A 15739-nucleotide genomic window follows, 5' to 3' on the forward strand; every position below is an offset into this window, starting at 1 on the left:
CTTGCCGCTTGATGGGAGCGTGGATGTTAAATCGTATTCGTATCTCGACCACACTGTTTTTGATTCTGATCCTTTGCGGTGTGTTGCAGGTTGGCAGTAACGGGTTGTCTTTTTGGGCGTTTCGCGATGGCTATCAGAATTTGCAGGATGTTGAGGCGAGTAATCAGCAGCGCTCCGCACTGGCACAAACGCGTGCCGTGCTGTTGCAGGCAAGCACTGCGCTGAACAAGGCGGGCACCTTAACCGCGCTGAGCTATCCGCCGGATGACATTAAAGCGCTGATGGCCACCGCGCGAAGCAGCCTGAAACAGGCTGGCGCACAGTTTAACGCTTTCACGGCGCAGGCGGCGGGCAGCGAGAAAGAGCACGCGCTGAAAGCCGCCATGAAGAAGAACTTTGAACAGTGGTACAGCGATCTGGACCACCAGGCGACCTGGCTTGAGAACAACCAGCTCTCGGACTTTATGACCGCGCCGGTGCAGGCCTCACAGGATGCGTTCGACGGCAGCTTTAACGCGTGGCAGCAGGATATTAACCAGTCTGTTCAACGTGCAGAGGAAGACAGCCGTATCAGCTATCACATGTCGGGTGTGATCTTTGGCGTCGTCGTGATTCTGGCGGGGCTACTGACCGGTGGGGCACTGCTCTGGTCACGCAAAATGATTGTGCAGCCGCTGGCGATTATCAGCAGCCACTTCGACAGTATTGCGAAGGGCGATCTGGCGCGTCCGGTGGCGGTGTTCGGTAAGAACGAAATTTCGGCGATCTTTGCCAGCCTGAAGGCGATGCAGGGTGCCCTGCGGGAAACCGTCTCCGATGTGCGTCAGGGCAGTTATGCCATGCACACCGGGATCTCAGAGATTGCGGCAGGCAACAACGATCTCTCTTCCCGCACCGAGCAGCAGGCGGCCTCGCTGGCGCAGACGGCGGCCAGCATGGAGCAGCTGACCGCGACGGTCAGCCAGAACGCCGATAACGCGCGTCAGGCGTCTGACCTGTCAAAACAGGCGGCAATGACGGCGAAAAAAGGGGGCGATCAGGCCTCTCACGTTGCCAGCACCATGCAGGAGATTGCCACCAGCTCGCAAAAGATTGGTGACATCATCAGCGTGATCGACGGTATCGCGTTCCAGACCAACATTCTGGCGCTGAATGCCGCGGTAGAAGCGGCGCGCGCCGGTGAGCAGGGGCGTGGGTTTGCGGTCGTGGCGGGGGAAGTGCGTAACCTGGCCAGCCGCAGCGCCAACGCGGCGAAAGAGATTAAGGTCCTGATTGAAGAGTCGGTATCACGCGTCCAGCAAGGCTCAGCCCTGGTGGATACGGCGGCGCATACCATGCATGAGATCGTCACCTCCGTCACGCGGGTTAACGACATCATGGGCGAGATTGCGTCTGCGTCGGACGAACAGCGTCGCGGCATTGAGCAGGTTGCTCAGGCCGTCAGCCAGATGGATCAGGTGACGCAACAGAATGCCTCGTTAGTTGAGGAAGCGGCAGCGGCAACCGATCAGCTGGCCAGCCAGGCGGATCGTCTCACCGGGCTGGTCGCGGTATTTAATGTGAAAGAGCACGTTGAAGCAGTAACAGAAGTCGGGCGGTCGCAGGCCGTGCCAGTTGTATCCTGAATGTAATTAAGAAGGCGCTATGACATCACCAATGCCCCCTGGGCAAACGTCATTATTGTTGCAGATGACACAGCGCCTCGCGCTGTCCGACGCGCATTTTCGTCGGATATGTCAGTTAATCTACCAGCGTGCAGGGATCGTGCTTGCGGATCATAAGCGGGACATGGTCTACAACCGTCTGGTGCGGCGCTTGCGTACGCTGGGGCTGGATGATTTTGGTCGCTATCTGAGCATGCTCGAAGCCAACCAGAACAGCGCAGAGTGGCAGGCTTTTATCAACTCGTTAACCACTAACCTGACGGCCTTTTTCCGCGAAGCCCACCACTTCCCGGTACTGGCCGAGCACGCGCGGCGTCGTACCGGGGAGTATCGCGTCTGGAGTGCGGCCGCCTCGACCGGTGAAGAGCCGTACTCGCTGGCAATCACACTTGCCGACACGCTTGGGATGGCGCCCGGGCGCTGGAAGGTTTACGCCAGCGATATCGACACCGAGGTGCTGGAGAAGGCGCGCAACGGCGTGTATCGCCAGGACGAACTGAAAACGCTGTCGCCGCAGCAGTTGCAACGATATTTCATGCGTGGGACAGGCGCGCATGAAGGCCTGGTACGCGTACGCCAGGAGCTGGCGAATTGCGTCGAATTCGCGCCCGTTAACCTGCTGGACAAGCAGTACAACGTGCCGGGGCCATTCGACGCCATTTTTTGCCGTAACGTCATGATTTATTTTGATAAAACGACGCAACAGGACATTCTGCGTCGGTTTGTTCCGTTGCTCAAGCCTGACGGTTTACTGTTTGCCGGGCACTCGGAAAACTTCAGCAACCTCGCGCGAGAGTTTAGCCTGCGTGGGCAAACGGTATATGCGCTGAGTAAGGAAAAAGCATGAGTAAAATCAGGGTATTGTCTGTCGACGATTCAGCGCTGATGCGTCAGATCATGACTGAAATCATCAATAGCCACAGCGACATGGAGATGGTAGCAACGGCGCCCGATCCGCTGGTCGCGCGGGATTTAATTAAAAAATATAACCCCGACGTGCTCACGCTGGATGTCGAGATGCCGCGCATGGATGGCATCGATTTCCTGGAGAAATTGATGCGGCTGCGGCCGATGCCGGTGGTGATGGTCTCCTCCCTGACCGGGAAAGGATCGGAAATCACCCTGCGCGCGCTGGAGCTGGGGGCGGTAGATTTTGTCACCAAACCGCAGCTCGGTATTCGCGAGGGGATGCTGGCGTATAGCGAGATGATCGCGGAGAAAATTCGTACCGCATCGCGGGCAAAACTGGCGGCTCATAAGCCAATGGCCGCCCCGGCAACCCTGAAGGCCGGCCCGTTACTCAGCTCGGAAAAACTGCTGGTGATTGGGGCGTCAACCGGAGGAACAGAGGCAATTCGTCATGTACTCCAGCCATTGCCGCTTTCAAGTCCGGGTATTCTGATTACCCAGCATATGCCGCCAGGCTTTACCCGCTCGTTCGCCGAACGCCTGAATAAGCTGTGTCAGATCAGCGTGAAAGAGGCGGAAGACGGCGAGCGAGTGCTCCCGGGACATGCCTATATCGCCCCGGGTGATAAGCATATGGAGCTGGCGCGCAGCGGTGCAAACTATCAAATCAAAATTCATGACGGACCGCCGGTCAACCGGCACCGTCCGTCGGTGGATGTGCTGTTTCATTCGGTGGCGAAACATGCGGGGCGCAACGCCGTTGGGGTGATCCTGACGGGGATGGGCAACGATGGTGCCGCCGGAATGCTTGCAATGCACCAGGCTGGCGCCTGGACGATTGCGCAGAATGAAGCAAGTTGTGTGGTGTTCGGCATGCCGCGCGAGGCCATCAATATGGGTGGCGTGAGCGAAGTGGTCGATCTTAGCCAGGTAAGCCAGCAGATGCTGGCGAAAATCAGTGCCGGACAGGCAATACGTATTTGACTCAGGAGTATTATTTTATGGCTGATAAAGAGCTTAAGTTTTTGGTTGTGGATGACTTTTCCACCATGCGTCGCATTGTGCGCAACCTGCTGAAAGAGCTGGGCTTCAACAACGTTGAAGAAGCAGAAGACGGCGTTGATGCGCTGAACAAACTGCAGGCGGGTGGGTTTGGTTTTGTTATCTCCGACTGGAACATGCCAAACATGGACGGTCTGGAGCTGCTGAAAACCATTCGTGCCGATGCGGGAATGGCGTCCTTGCCGGTTCTGATGGTCACCGCAGAAGCGAAAAAAGAGAACATCATTGCTGCTGCACAGGCGGGCGCAAGCGGCTATGTGGTGAAGCCATTCACCGCGGCAACCCTGGAAGAGAAGCTCGGTAAGATCTTCGAGAAACTCGGCATGTGAGGTGATGGAAATGTTGCAACCTGCTATGAAACCCGTTGAAGAACACTCGCCGAGCGATATCATCGTCCGTATTGGCAGTCTGACGCGCATGCTGCGTGACAGCCTGCGTGAGCTGGGTCTGGATCAGGCGATTGCGGAAGCGGCGGAAGCGATTCCTGACGCGCGAGATCGTCTGGACTACGTTGTGCAGATGACCGCCCAGGCGGCAGAACGTGCGCTGAACAGCGTTGAAGCGTCGCAGCCCCATCAGGATGCGATGGAAAAAGGCGCGAAAGCGCTGACCCAACGCTGGGATGAGTGGTTCGAGAACCCGATCGAGCTGGCGAATGCCCGCGAGCTGGTGACCGATACCCGTCAGTTCCTGGGGGATGTGCCGGGCCACACCAGCTTCACCAACGCCCAGCTGCTGGATATCATGATGGCGCAGGATTTCCAGGACCTGACGGGTCAGGTGATCAAGCGCATGATGGATGTGATTCAGGAGATTGAACGCCAGCTGCTGATGGTTCTGCTGGAGAACATCCCGGAACCGGCAGCCCGTCCAAAACGCGAGAACGAAAGCCTGCTCAATGGCCCACAGCTCGACGCCAGCAAAGCGGGCGTGGTGGCAAGCCAGGATCAGGTTGACGATCTGCTGGACAGCCTCGGCTTCTGATTGGTGCCGTTACCCTCAGGTTGCCTGCGTAACCTGAGGGTCTGTTCTAGCGCAGATCCATCTTCACCGTGACGTTTCCTTCGAAGCTCCCCGGTGCGGGCGTGGCATCCGTGGTGCTGACGGGAACCGCCTGTATTTTAACGCTGCCGTTTCCCTGCTCGTCCAGGTTTACTGGAAATGCATAAGTCCCATCCAGCGCCACGTTCTGGCTATTTTCGTCGTACACCCGCACGCCCAGATCGTCCCTTTCAAGCAGCTTAGCAATGTAGGGCGTACTGCTATCCACTATGCCCTGGTCGGCCGTTAGGGTGAGCTTTATCCGGTCATTATTACCAACGGCGTTATCGTCACAGTGGTAGTTAATATCGACGCTTTTTAGGGCATAGCCCTGAGGCGGCTGCCCTTTACGGGTAAACTGTTTACTGACGATGCTGCCAAACTGGACTTCAATCGTGCTGCCTGCGTTGATGGTGCAGCTCAGCGGTGCAGAAAGGGTGCCGCCAAACCAGATATCAGAGACGTGTTCTGCCTGAGTGGCGTCGCAGCTTCCACCGGTGCCAATATAAAGGCAGGCGTAGTTTTGGGCGATGAGCGTCGCCGGGATCACCTCTTCACCCAGTATCGGTTTTTTTATGTGCAGCAGCACGGCCACGACGTTCCAGCGAAACTTGCGTTTCGATGCGGCACCACCGTCAGGCCGGGAGTCATTGCTGCATACGTCGCTTTCTTCTTCTGTTTTAGACAGGCTCGATTCGAGCACGGTAAGCATATTTCCCCGCGGGGTCGGGTACTCATTGATCGGGATTGGGGTGAGCGAGCTGCCGTCCGGGGAGTTAATCGCATCCGCGTAGCCAGTAATGTGGGCGTCAATTTTATCCGTAAGATAGCCAGTACCGCTGGTGCCGGGGTTAAGGGGACTGCCAGCCAGAGTTTTTTCGTAGACGGTGCTTGACGAAAACATGTTTCCCGGGCACGTGCAGTTTGCTTCCAGGTCGGCACCTGCGCCGACCAGGTGACCCGGAATATCATAATCGTTGTTTGCAACGTTTTCCGTCGATGTAAATTCATGATGGTAATCAATGGAATACGTCTGTGGGGCTCCGAAACAATTTTTGAGTACCGTGACGGCGCCGAAAGACCCCGTCGATACCAGCATCAGCGTGCTGGTCAGAGAAACCGTAAGGGTTCGTCTTTTCATTTTAGTGAGCATAAGCTGTTTCCTGCTGACAAAGCGCGCGGGTTGAACGGATACCGTTAGGGCTCTCCGTGTATCCCTCTGCCTGCTGTAAAATATGGGCGACGCACTGTTGGTCTGGCGCTTTTCCCCATTTCACCGTGAGCTGTGTGGGCTCGCCGACGCCGGCCAGGTATACCGTGCTGGTATCGTCCACGATGCCGCTCAGGTCCGCGTTCGCGCTGGTGACGATTGCGCCAAAGAGGACGCGTTGATTGTCGGGGCGGGTTAACGCGATCAGCATCCGATAACCCACGTGCGCATCGAACCGGCTTTCAACGGCGGCATTACGTGAAGGGATCACCCGGATTGACGTATCGCTGCTCTCCACGTTTTCGGGCAGGCTTGCGGTGTCGATACGAATCGCATTTTCCTGATACGGCGTCAGGGACGGGATAACGGCGTTACCCAGCCAGTCTGTCTGAATACCCTGCTGGTTCTGGAAGCGTACACCGGAGGCGCCGTTGGCATTGACAATGGCAAACTGGCTCCCTAACGGCTGCGCCAGCGTAACGCCGCGCGGGTGCGCAACAATGGCCCCGCTGATCCCGTAGTTCATCTGCTCCGCGCTGCCGGAAGAGGCGTAATAACCGGCATTCAGGTTGGCGTATTGAGAACGATAGGTACCATATACGCTGCTGGTATCCTCCCCATCGTGATTAGAATGGCTTTGCTGCAGCGAATAGCTTAAACGTTCGTCGTCCAGCAGCGTTCCGTTGACGCCGATATTGTGTCGGGTGTAGCCATTTTTGGTGTTGCTGATGTTATAGCTACTCCACGCGCGGGGGAGCCAGCGAGTTAGCGGCACGCTAAAGCCGAAGGAGACCATCCGGTCGGCCTCCTCGTCGTTCGTTTTACTGTAGGTATATGCCAGGTGATAACTCACCCCAGACAGAACGGTGTTAAAGCCTAACGACAGGCTGCGTTCTTTTTTCGACGTCCCCCAGTAGTCCTGCTGGTAGCCGTTAATATAGAGACTGACGCCAGCGAGGTTCTGGCTGATACTGGCCTGAACGCGGTTGCGTTTGTTATAGCGGAAGAGCAAATCGTTATCGTGTCCGTCCTGCTTCTGATTAGCGTCAGCAAAGCTGTAATACCCGCGACTCGAGTAGCGATAACTGCCAAGCGTGAAATTGGTATCGGTGGCGTCAATTTTCCCCGAATAGAGTACGCGCCAGGACTGGCCGACATGCTTGCTGCCGTCGTCAAGCGTGGTATCGGCGGCGGTGACGTCTGTAGAGAGCGAACCCAGCGGCCCCAGCGCGATGCCAGCGCCCGTATTGAGGGCACTATAGTCTTGCGAAAGGGTTAGCCCGCCAAACCAGGTCAGCAGATTGTTGACGCCGTAGATGATGCTCCCCTGAAGGAAGTCGGGCTCCTTTTGGTCACTCCCGCTGTCTGCGCGATAACGGCCCGCCGTCAATTCATACTTCATGTGTCCCGGGCGCTGCATAATAGCGATGCTTGAGTAGGGTTGAGTAAAGTGATGTTCGGTGCCGTCGGCCTCTTTCACCGTCACTTCCAGGTCGCCGCTGTTGGTGGTGGAGTAAAGGTCGTTGATCTCAAACGCTCCGGGGGCTACGTTCTGCTGGTAGATGAGATATCCGTTCTGGCGCACCGAGACGACCGCATTCGAGCTGGCGACGCCGCGAATGACCGGTGCATAGCCGCGTTGGCTATAGGGCAACATTTCTTCGTCCGTGGCGAGATTGACGCCCCGATACTGCAGGCTGTCGAACACTTCGCCGCGCGTGCTGCTCTCGCCCGCGGTGAACTGCGCTCTCAGCGCGTCGATGTCGTGCTGCAGGAACGTGTTGATGTTATCCCACTGTGAATCGCCGTCCGATTTGCTCCACGTTGAGTAGTTTCGAAGACGCCAGCCGCCCAGGTTCGCCCCGGTACGCAAATTCAGATAGCGGCTTTCTGTGCTGTCCTCGCGATCTTCTTTGCTTTGCGAGCCCGACAGCGAATAATCGCTGAACAGGACGGGAACACCATCGTCCCAGCGCGAGGGATCGATAAAATCGCGACCGTTATCAGCCAGCGCGGCCTGGGGGATGCTCAACCTAAGCGTCATTGTTGAGAAATCAAGCTCTGCAGACGCCTGTGGAATATAGTTATCCAGCGACTCTGGGAGCGTTTCCTCCGCCGGACACTTCAGCAACGGAGGATAACGGTCGATATTAATGCCCCAGGCGCGCAGCATCGCGGGGCTCAATTGGGGGATCAGGCGCCCGTCAGATCTGCTGACGTAGCGAATGTTGGCATCCTTCAGCCTGCGATCGTTGATTGTGATGACGGAAGAGTAGGTGCCGGGCAACTGGGCATTCGATTTTGTAAAAAGCGAGAGGTCGATATCCTGCTGCGTCAGCATGTCCCCTTCGAGTGAGGAAGGGGAAAAGAGATACTCCCGGGCATCTGCGGAAAAAATCATTAACATCAGGGTACTCGCCAGACAGCGGGTAACCGAATTCAGCCGAAAGGTTCCCCCAACAGGCAAGAAATTACGTCCTGCAATCATTCTGTCGTTTATCCCCTGGTCAGATGGAACGTGTATTTTTCGGAGGCATTGCCGTAATCGGTAATGCACCGCCAACTGACGTCATTCGCCGGTGCAGCGTCGGGAAGAGGGATATCAACGCGTGATGCTGGCCCCACCATATCGGCGCTTTCGAGCTTCTGCGAGCCTAGCGAGAGAGAGTCAAAAACGGTGTAAAACGCACTGTCGTTTATCACCGTCAGCTGCTGGCCCTGGCGAACGAAGCGCAGATTCTTGCAGGACTCGCCTGGCGTCCCGTTGAGCCCCACGGGACGCCAGAACAGCTTCAGTCGCGTTTTGTAGATGAGTCGTAGCACGTTTTTATCGGCATCCTCTGCGGCGGTTGCGGGCACCGTGCGGACATTCAAATAAAACAGCGTCTCTTTGTCTTTCGGTAACGGGCTGCCGTTCCAGGTGATTCGCAGGCTTTGCTCTTTTTGAGGATCGAGTCGAAAGAGGGGGGGCGTGACAATAAAGGGCCCACGCGTTTTGCCATCGCCAGTGTCTGTCCAGGTCTGGATCAGCCAGGGCAATTCTTTTTCACTGTTCGTAAGCGGCAGGGCAACTTCCTTTTTTGCAGCATCGTAAATTATGCGGGTGCGGCCGATTTGTATTCCCGCGGCGTGACAAAACGAACTTGTTATAACGGGAAGGCATAATAAAAACAGCAGGGATGTGCGCACGGGAAACCCTTATTGGAGCAGGTTGAAATAATGATAATAGTCCGCTTTCGGACTATTATCGGAGCATGACGCATTACGTGTCATTATCTAATCAGTGGCATGCTGAATATTAGATAAACAGGTATTAACGGTATAAAATATTCACCGTCATATCCGCATCGGCAGGGCCAGCGGTCACCGTTGCGGCAAATGACTTATAGCGGGCGTTAAAGTCGGCTTTAATGGTATCGGTAGTACGGGTGGCCAGTTGAATATAAACCTGTCCTTCTGCCCCATCCATGGTGATAAGTTGAGTGTCTTTGCCCGCCGGGCTAACGGCGACGCCGATACCGGTAGCGGCGGTCTCACCGGTGGTGGTGATTTTGCTGACATCCAGCAGCGTAGAGGTATTGGTCAGGGTCGTCGTGCCGTTAAAGGTGAGCTGTACTGCCGGCAGCCCATCGCTCTTTACCGGGCAGTTTGCGAGCGTAATCGAGAACGGGGTCAGGGAAGATTCAGTTCCGACCGCCTTAAAAAGAGATTTAGGGTACGTCCCCAGAGGGACCGTACTGTCCGTGCCGCTATCACCCTGAATGGTGCAGCTCGGTTCAATAATTTCTCCCGTAAAGTGGACCGTCCCCGCATTCATTTCGGCAGCAAAACTGCCCATCGAAATGGCCGCAAGTACTGCGCCAGCCATAAAGTTATTTTTGAAATCCATCTGCAAAAACTCCTGAGTTTAAAAACACGTTAGGTATTCAATTTAATATTTTGGCTCAATTGACACCGTGCAGAAGTATAGCGGGTAATTTCCTTCAAGTAATTGCGGGTCAAGATTAATATTAATTATTATAACCGTTATGAAAAATATTTTAATACTGGAGAAAAACCATCATTGATATAAATCAATTATAATTTTTTCGATTTAATATTATCCATAAGTATATTTTGATCAAAAAATAGACGTATTTTGATGATGAAACCGGCCAACTCAGTTTTTAAAAATTTTATATTTATTTTTATTAAAAACACTTTTAAAAAATAATCAGTATTAAAAAGTGATTGCCAAACCTGAGTTGTGCGTTTTTTGAACGGCAAACAGCCTCGCTACAGCGTTTAATCGTTAAAGTGGTTAACAGGGCATGATTATAGGGGTTTATCTACCCATTGGCGATAACCTCCCGTGGCAAGATAACCGTGACGTAATGGGCTGAGCATGCACTGTGGCAGAAGAGAACGACGACAAAACGGAAGCCCCCACACCCCACCGACTTGAAAAAGCGCGTGAGGAAGGGCAGATCCCCCGATCCCGAGAATTGACCTCCCTGCTGATCCTTGTCGTAGGGGTGTGCATTATCTGGTGGGGTGGGGAGTCGCTCGCCCGCAAGCTGGCGGGAATGCTCTCAACTGGCTTACGTTTTGACCACAGTATGGTCAATGACCCGAATCTGATCCTCAGCCAGATTATTCAGTTAATAAAAGGGGCCATGGTTGCGCTGCTGCCCTTAATTACCGGCGTGGTGCTGGTGGCGCTGGTCTCTCCAGTCATGCTGGGCGGTCTGGTGTTTAGCGGAAAATCACTGCAGCCCAAATTTTCGAAGCTGAACCCACTGCCGGGCATTGCGAAAATGTTTTCGGCGCAGACCGGCGCCGAGCTGCTCAAGGCTATTCTCAAATCGGTGCTGATGGGCAGTTCTGCCGGGTTCTTCCTCTGGTATCACTGGCCCGAAATGATGCGCCTCATCAGCGAGTCGCCCCTTACTGCCATGAGTAATGCCCTGAATCTGGTTGGACTCTGCGCGCTGCTGGTGGTGCTCAGCATTATCCCGATGGTCGGTTTTGACGTTATCTTCCAGCTTTATAGCCATTTCAAGAAACTGCGGATGTCACGTCAGGATATCCGTGACGAATATAAGCAGATGGAAGGTGACCCGCACGTTAAAGGGCGTATCCGTCAGATGCAGCGTGCTGCCGCTCGTCGGCGCATGATGGAGGATGTGCCGAAGGCGGATGTCATCGTCACCAACCCGACACACTATTCCGTTGCCTTGCGCTACGACGAAAACAAGATGAGCGCGCCGAAAGTGGTGGCGAAAGGGGCGGGGCTGATCGCACTTCGTATCCGGGAAATTGGCACCGAAAACCGCGTGCCGATCCTGGAAGCTCCACCGCTGGCGCGTGCCTTATACCGCCATGCGGAAATCGGACAACAGATCCCGGGACAACTCTACGCCGCGGTGGCGGAAGTGCTGGCCTGGGTATGGCAGTTGAAACGCTGGCGTCTGGCCGGGGGTCAACGGCCTGTGAAACCTGAGAACCTTCCGGTGCCTGCCGCGCTGGATTTTATGAACGAGAAGGACACTGATGGCTAATCTGGTGGCAATGTTGCGCCTGCCCGGCAACCTGAAATCGACCCAATGGCAGATCCTCGCCGGGCCGATTCTCATACTGTTAATTTTGTCGATGATGGTTCTGCCGCTCCCGGCATTCATCCTCGATCTGCTGTTCACGTTTAATATTGCGCTCTCCATTATGGTGCTGCTGGTGGCGATGTTCACTCAGCGGACCCTGGAGTTTGCCGCGTTCCCGACCATTCTGCTGTTTACCACTCTGCTGCGACTGGCGCTGAACGTGGCGTCCACGCGTATCATTCTGATGGAAGGACACACCGGCGCGGCAGCAGCAGGTAAAGTGGTGGAGGCCTTCGGCCACTTCCTGGTCGGCGGTAATTTCGCTATCGGTATCGTGGTATTCGTTATCCTCGTGATCATCAACTTTATGGTTATCACCAAAGGTGCCGGACGTATTGCGGAAGTGGGCGCCCGTTTTGTGCTGGACGGGATGCCGGGCAAGCAGATGGCGATCGACGCCGATCTGAATGCCGGGTTAATCGCGGAAGATGAAGCCAAAAAACGCCGTGCGGAAGTCACTCAGGAAGCGGACTTCTACGGATCCATGGACGGTGCGAGTAAGTTTGTGCGCGGTGATGCCATCGCGGGCATTCTGATCATGGTGATTAACGTGGTGGGCGGCCTGCTGGTGGGGGTATTGCAGCACGGCATGGACATGGGCCACGCGGCGGAAAGCTACACGCTGCTGACTATCGGTGATGGTCTGGTCGCGCAGATCCCGGCGCTGGTCATCTCCACGGCGGCGGGCGTGATTGTCACCCGCGTGAGCACCGATCAGGACGTTGGCGAGCAGATGGTTGGCCAGCTCTTCAGTAACCCGCGCGTAATGCTGCTGGCCGCTGCCGTTCTGGGTTTGCTTGGTCTGGTACCGGGCATGCCAAACCTCGTCTTCCTGCTGTTTACGGCGGGTCTGCTGGGGCTGGCCTGGTGGATGCGTGGCCGTGAAACCCAACCGGCGGCGGATCCGGTTCCGGTGAAAATGCCGGAGAATACTCAGGCCGTCGAGGCGACGTGGAACGACGTGCAGCTGGAAGATTCCCTGGGAATGGAAGTGGGGTATCGCCTGATCCCGATGGTGGATTTTCAGCAGGATGGCGAGCTGCTTGGCCGTATCCGCAGTATCCGTAAAAAATTCGCTCAGGATATGGGCTTCCTGCCGCCGGTGGTTCACATCCGTGACAATATGGATCTGCCGCCTGCACGCTACCGTATTCTGATGAAAGGGGTCGAAATTGGCAGCGGTGATGCCTACCCGGGGCGCTGGCTGGCCATTAACCCTGGCACCGCGGCAGGCACGCTGCCGGGCGAGCAAACCGTCGATCCGGCCTTTGGTCTGGCGGCCATCTGGATTGAAAGTGCGCTGAAAGAGCAGGCGCAAATCCAGGGGTATACGGTAGTCGAAGCCAGTACCGTGGTGGCAACCCATCTTAATCATCTGATTGGGCAATTCTCGGCAGAGCTGTTTGGTCGTCAGGAAGCGCAGCAGCTTCTCGACCGCGTGACGCAGGAGATGCCGAAGCTCACGGAAGATCTGGTCCCGGGCGTGCTGACGTTAACCACGCTGCACAAGGTGCTGCAAAACCTGCTCGAGGAAAAAGTGCCGATTCGCGATATGCGAACCATTCTGGAAACCCTAGCCGAGCATGCGCCGCTGCAAAGCGATCCGCACGAGCTGACGGCGGTGGTGCGCGTGGCGCTGGGGCGCGCAATCACGCAGCAGTGGTTCCCGGGAACCGGAGAAGTGCAGGTGATTGGCCTCGACACGCCGCTTGAACGTCTGCTGCTGCAGGCCCTGCAGGGCGGGGGCGGCCTGGAGCCAGGTCTGGCGGATCGCCTGCTGGAGCAGACCCAGGAGGCGCTGGCACGTCAGGAGATGCTGGGGGCACCACCGGTGCTGCTGGTCAACCATGCGCTGCGTCCGCTGCTGTCGCGCTTCCTGCGTCGCAGCCTGAACCAGCTGGTGGTGCTGTCGAATATGGAGTTGTCGGATAACCGTCATATCCGCATGACGGCGACGATTGGAGGAAAATAATGGCTAAATGGCTTTGGATTATGCTCTTCCCGCTGGCGGCACAGGCGGCCGGGGAAGGCGCCTGGCAGGCAAGCAGCATGGGCGTGACCCTGAGCAACCGGGGTGTCGCCATGTCTTCTACTCCGCTGTCGCCCTCTGAAGCGGTTTCCGGTCTGATGGGGATGGTGGTCTGGAATTACAGACTGATTGGCCCAACGCCAGCCGGACTGCGGGTGCGGCTCTGCTCCCAGAGTCGCTGTACGGAAATCGACGGAGAGAATGGCACGACGCAGGCGTTCAACGGCGTACCCGCCATTGAACCTTTGCGTTTTATCTGGGAAGTGCCGGGCGGGGGACGTTTGATCCCGGCGCTAAAAGTGCAGAGCAATTCTGTCATTGTAAACTACCGCTAACTGCCCGCTTTTTTACCAGCCATCAGGGAATACTGATGGCTGGCTCGCAAAACTGACCTCACCTTTTGATGAAAAAGAAACGCTGTTTTATAAATCAGTGACACGCGTGACGATACTCTTTGCATTTTTGCCATTCACCCCCTGCGTGATGGCAGAAACAGAAAGGTATCAGGAAGTCGATGCCTTTACTGTAGCCGTGTAAAAGCTCCCGGACGAGGTTTGCTTACAGGGAGTCTCCCAACATTGATTAGGGTTGACGGCAATGAAAACACGTAAAATTGGACTCGCAAATTATCTTGCATACGGGTCAGGTGATTTCCTCGGGGCGGGTACCACCGCCCTGACGGCGGCCTGGCTTTTGTATTTTTACACCACCTTCTGTGGACTCACACCGATTGAAGCAACGTTCATTTTTGCCGCGGCACGGGTGCTGGATGCCGTTGTCAGTCCGTTAATGGGGTTTTTGACGGACAACTTCGGTACGACCTGGCTCGGAAAGCGCTTTGGTCGCCGTAAATTCTTTATTCTGCTGGGGATCCCGTGCGTGTTCAGCTACTCGCTGATGTGGGTGGGGGACATGAATTTCTGGTATTACCTGCTGACTTATCTGGTGTTTGATATCGTCTACACCATGATTCTGGTGCCGTACGAGACGCTGGTGCCGGAAATGACCGATGACTTCAAACAGAAAACCAAGTTCTCCGGGGCGCGTATTTCCATGGCGCAGATGTCCGCCATTCTGGCCTCCTTTCTCCCCGGGATATTGCTCACGCATTTCGGTAAAGACAATGCGGTCTCCTTCTTCTATGCAAGCCTGGTTTTCTCCGTTCTGTGCGCCCTGATGCTCATTTTCGTCTGGTGCTTTACCTGGGAACGTCCGCGTGAGGAATGGTCCGAAGCGGCGCTGCGGGCTGAAGAAGAGAAGAAGAAGCTGACGCTCGGCCAGAGCCTGAATCGTCTGTTCGTGGAACTGAGTTCTACGCTGCGAATTAAAATTTTCCGCCAGCATCTGGGCATGTATCTCGGCGGCTACATTGCGCAGGATGTATTTAACGCGGTCTTCACCTACTACGTGGTGTTTGTGCTGATGCAGGAAGCCTCAATGGCCTCTAACCTGCTCGGTACGATGGCCATCTTCCAGTTTCTCGCCGTGCTCGGGATGATCCCGCTGTGCATTCGCTTTGGTCCTGCGCCGTCCTACCGCATGGTGGTGGTACTGTTTGGCCTTGCCTCTCTTTCTTACGCCGTCCTCTATTATGCCGGGCTGAGCGACATCTATTCTCTGCTGCTGCTGGTTTCTGCCATTGCCGGTCTTGGCCGCGGCGGTATCAACTACGTGCCGTGGAATACCTATACCTACATCGCTGATGTGGACGAAGTGATCACCGGTCAGCGCCGCGAAGGGATCTTCGCCGGCATCATGACCCTCACCCGTAAAGCCTCTCAGGCCGGTGCGGTGATGCTGGTGGGCATCGTGATGCAGATGTCCGGCTTTGTCAGCGGTCAGAAAGTGCAGCCTGCGGAAGTGAGCCATACCATTTTGATGATCCTGAGTGTGGGCACTCTCCTGGTGCTGTTCTGCGGATTCCTCGTTTCCCTGCGCTTCAGACTGAATTTACAGACCCACAGCACGCTGCGCGAGGAGACCGCGAAAATGCGTGCGTGGGGGCATGCGATACCGGAATCAGCGACGCCGCACGCCCGCGCCACTGTCGAGATGCTGGCCGGTATGCCGTATGCGTCACTGTGGGGTAATAACAACATCGGTTATCTGAATCGCAATAAGCCAGCCGCACCTTCGCTGAAGGATCGTGCAGTACTGAATTCGACATACAACAGAGGTTAAGATG

General features: G+C 55.8%; 13 protein-coding genes. 9 read left to right on the top strand and 4 right to left on the bottom strand.

Annotated features, from left to right (window positions below):
* The first annotated feature begins 23 nt into the window (after positions 1 to 23).
* Genes tap through cheZ form a run of 5 tightly spaced genes read left to right on the top strand, consistent with a single transcriptional unit; the run spans position 24 to position 4619 of the window.
* The gene (tap, locus tag ACOTYN_RS16995; protein ID WP_014884343.1) at positions 24 to 1625 is read left to right on the top strand and encodes a methyl-accepting chemotaxis protein IV; all 1602 of its coding nucleotides are present in this window, start codon (positions 24 to 26) and stop codon (positions 1623 to 1625) included.
* Positions 1626 to 1644: 19 nt separating this feature from the next.
* Complete coding sequence (gene cheR, locus ACOTYN_RS17000; RefSeq protein WP_332956838.1) at positions 1645 to 2511, top strand: protein-glutamate O-methyltransferase CheR; 867 nt, start codon at positions 1645 to 1647, stop codon at positions 2509 to 2511.
* Positions 2508 to 3557 (top strand): protein-glutamate methylesterase/protein-glutamine glutaminase, encoded by a 1050-nt coding sequence (locus tag ACOTYN_RS17005; protein ID WP_014884341.1) that lies wholly within the window; start codon positions 2508 to 2510, stop codon positions 3555 to 3557. The genes cheR and ACOTYN_RS17005 overlap by 4 nt, the downstream gene beginning before the upstream one ends.
* Before the next feature lie 17 nt (positions 3558 to 3574).
* A complete protein-coding gene (cheY, locus tag ACOTYN_RS17010) occupies positions 3575 to 3964 on the top strand; it encodes a chemotaxis response regulator CheY (protein ID WP_000763862.1) in 390 nt (129 codons plus the stop codon).
* Between the two features lie 10 nt (positions 3965 to 3974).
* Positions 3975 to 4619 (top strand): protein phosphatase CheZ, encoded by a 645-nt coding sequence (gene cheZ, locus ACOTYN_RS17015; protein WP_014884340.1) that lies wholly within the window; start codon positions 3975 to 3977, stop codon positions 4617 to 4619.
* Between the two features lie 46 nt (positions 4620 to 4665).
* Here the strand turns inward: cheZ and ACOTYN_RS17020 are convergent, their stop codons facing one another.
* The 4 genes from ACOTYN_RS17020 to ACOTYN_RS17035 all read right to left on the bottom strand — a co-directional run bounded on the left by ACOTYN_RS17020 (position 4666) and on the right by ACOTYN_RS17035 (position 9775).
* Positions 4666 to 5829 carry a fimbrial protein gene (locus ACOTYN_RS17020; protein WP_014884339.1) on the bottom strand — a complete coding sequence of 388 codons (1164 nt, stop codon included), beginning with the start codon at positions 5827 to 5829 and terminating at the stop codon, positions 4666 to 4668.
* Complete coding sequence (locus tag ACOTYN_RS17025; protein ID WP_332956840.1) at positions 5819 to 8293, bottom strand: fimbria/pilus outer membrane usher protein; 2475 nt, start codon at positions 8291 to 8293, stop codon at positions 5819 to 5821. The genes ACOTYN_RS17020 and ACOTYN_RS17025 overlap by 11 nt, the downstream gene beginning before the upstream one ends.
* 89 nt (positions 8294 to 8382) lie before the next feature.
* Positions 8383 to 9075 carry a fimbrial biogenesis chaperone gene (locus ACOTYN_RS17030; RefSeq protein WP_023330733.1) on the bottom strand — a complete coding sequence of 231 codons (693 nt, stop codon included), beginning with the start codon at positions 9073 to 9075 and terminating at the stop codon, positions 8383 to 8385.
* Positions 9076 to 9199: 124 nt separating this feature from the next.
* Positions 9200 to 9775: a fimbrial protein gene (locus ACOTYN_RS17035; RefSeq protein WP_014884336.1), complete on the bottom strand. Its 576-nt coding sequence runs from the start codon at positions 9773 to 9775 to the stop codon at positions 9200 to 9202.
* A gap of 502 nt (positions 9776 to 10277) precedes the next feature.
* Between ACOTYN_RS17035 and flhB the strand changes: the two genes are divergently transcribed.
* The 4 genes from flhB to ACOTYN_RS17055 all read left to right on the top strand — a co-directional run bounded on the left by flhB (position 10278) and on the right by ACOTYN_RS17055 (position 15735).
* Positions 10278 to 11426, top strand: a complete 1149-nt coding sequence (flhB, locus tag ACOTYN_RS17040; RefSeq protein WP_023330732.1) for a flagellar biosynthesis protein FlhB — start codon at positions 10278 to 10280, stop codon at positions 11424 to 11426.
* Positions 11419 to 13497, top strand: coding sequence for a flagellar biosynthesis protein FlhA (gene flhA, locus ACOTYN_RS17045; RefSeq protein WP_014884334.1), 2079 nt, complete (start codon positions 11419 to 11421; stop codon positions 13495 to 13497). The genes flhB and flhA overlap by 8 nt, the downstream gene beginning before the upstream one ends.
* A complete protein-coding gene (gene flhE, locus ACOTYN_RS17050) occupies positions 13497 to 13889 on the top strand; it encodes a flagellar protein FlhE (RefSeq protein WP_014884333.1) in 393 nt (130 codons plus the stop codon). Before flhA ends, flhE begins: the two co-directional genes overlap by 1 nt.
* 262 nt (positions 13890 to 14151) lie before the next feature.
* Positions 14152 to 15735, top strand: coding sequence for an MFS transporter (locus ACOTYN_RS17055; RefSeq protein ID WP_047027919.1), 1584 nt, complete (start codon positions 14152 to 14154; stop codon positions 15733 to 15735).
* The last annotated feature ends 4 nt before the right edge of the window (positions 15736 to 15739 follow it).

Origin of the sequence: Enterobacter cloacae complex sp. IR5458 (assembly GCF_049238025.1) — a bacterium.
Lineage (GTDB): Bacteria > Pseudomonadota > Gammaproteobacteria > Enterobacterales > Enterobacteriaceae > Enterobacter > Enterobacter kobei.